This is a genomic window from Caloranaerobacter longqiensis, from assembly GCF_050286925.1.
Taxonomy (GTDB): Bacteria; Bacillota; Clostridia; order Tissierellales; family Thermohalobacteraceae; genus Caloranaerobacter.
Genome location: NZ_JBFWFX010000051.1, coordinates 1 through 1,922 on the forward strand (window position 1 = coordinate 1; position 1,922 = coordinate 1,922).

Consider the following 1,922-nt stretch of genomic DNA (forward strand, 5'->3'; position numbering starts at 1 on the left):
AACAATTAGTTCTAGCCATTACTAATATAACTATGAGAAAACTGGAACAGGAAAATATTAAAGGGTTTAGACGTAAGGATATAGAGCTCATGACTAATATAGTTGTTGATAAGCTAGAAGATTATGTGATTAAGAATTAAGAGAGTTTAATGAGCCGGGTAAACCCGGTCTTTTTTAATTTTTTGCAAAAATAACTTGAAATTATTTAAGAAATATGTATAATACTGAAAAAATCAATAGAAGGGGTGATTTATATGAAAAAAATTATGAATAGAAGAAGTGGAATTAGCACATTAGTTGTTGTTTTTATAGTTTTTATAGTTCTTGTTTTAAGAAGTGTATTTTAAACAAAAGCAGGATATTTTTTCTGTCTTATAAAAAAGCTAGGGTGTGATGCCCTAGTCTTTTTTTGTTTTTTTGAAAAATTTGAATAAAAGACAAAAAAGTGTTGACAACCACGTTATAACGTGGTACAATATAATTAAGAAAGGGGGGATGAAATTGAGGTACAATGACGAATACATAAATCTAGCAACGTCAATAATTAATCTAGTCACAGCAATAATCATCTATAGAACGACAAAAAAACAAAGGAACGTTCCTAAAAAGAAACGTTCCAAGCGTAAAAAGAAATAACCATACAGGGGAGTCACCAGCTCCCCTATATAATAAGTATATCACATAATTAAAAAATATTCATGGGGGAGGTAAAACTCATGGTAAAGTATATAAGTTTAGTAATAAGTATAATAGCGTTAGTAGTAGCAATTAGGGCTTACAACGAATCAAGGAGGAATTAGTATGAAATTAAGAGAAATAAGAAAAGCTAAAGGGTTGACAGTACCAGCTTTATCGAAAGCATCTGGAGTGCCAGTTAGGACTATAGAGGATATTGAGAAGCGAGGAGATTGTAAAGTTTCTACAGCTAAAAAATTAGCTAGAGGTTTGGGCGTTACACTTGATGAATTATGCGATTTTTCCAAAAGGTAGAGTCTAGTTTTATGCTAGATTCTACTTTTTTTGTTTTTTGTAAGAATAAAGGAATAAAGGAAATAATAAATTCTTGTAGAAATTATTATTGTGTTTCACGTATTATTAGCAAGAGGAGGAATGACTTGTATGGGAGAATTTTTAAGTATCATAGGGATTTTGGGGTTTTTGATTTCTTTGATAATGCTACCTGTTAGAATCTTTAAGAAGAAGCCCAAAAAGCCTATACTAATTGCCCTACTAGGCTTCTTCATATTGACAATCATTGGTTTTTCAATGATTGAAACAATCGAAACTGACGAGCAAAATATTTCAAGTAATCAAGTAAGTGTAACTAAACAAGAGCTACAAGAAAAAGATAATGACGAATCACTATCAGACAACCAAACGATTGAGAAAAATCAGGCTGGAGAAAATGTAAACGATATTAGTAATGAGCAAATATCTGAAACAGAGCAAGCTAAACAAACTAGTTCTCAAACTAGCAGTACAAATACAACTGTTAATGCAGAATTAAAAGTCCATTTCCTCGATGTTGGGCAAGCAGATAGTATATTAATACAATTTCCAAATGGCGAGACTGCATTAATAGATGGTGGTAATAAAGAAGATGGGGAATTTGTAGTTAAGTACATAAAAAATATGGGTATTAGTAAAATTAATTATATTATAGCGACTCATCCGCATGAGGATCATATTGGTGGATTACCGGAAGTTATAAAAAGCTTTGATATTGAGAAAATATATATGCCAAATAAGACGAGTAATACAAGAATATTTGAAAACTTATTAAAAGAAATAAAAAATAAAGGATTGAAAATTACGCGAGCAAAAGGCGGATTGAGTATCATAGATACAGATGACTTGAAGTTTACAATAATTGCTCCAAATTCTGAAAAGTATGATGAAACTAACGAATATTCAATAGTTAA

2 protein-coding genes are annotated in these 1,922 nt (G+C 30.6%); both read left to right on the plus strand.

Translation table 11 applies throughout. From position 1 onward, the window contains the following. Window positions 1-801: 801 nt before the first annotated feature. Window positions 802-990, plus strand: coding sequence for a helix-turn-helix transcriptional regulator (locus AB4Y15_RS13900; protein WP_427340943.1), 189 nt, complete (start codon window positions 802-804; stop codon window positions 988-990). A gap of 129 nt (window positions 991-1,119) precedes the next feature. Further along, on the plus strand, window positions 1,120-1,922 hold an 803-nt coding region (locus tag AB4Y15_RS13905), incomplete at its 3' end, for an MBL fold metallo-hydrolase (RefSeq protein WP_427340944.1).

Excerpts from the sequence above, each read along its gene's own strand:
- AB4Y15_RS13900 (WP_427340943.1), top strand. The coding sequence starts at position 802 with ATGAAATTAAGAGAAATAAGAAAAGCTAAAGGGTTGACAGTACCAGCT.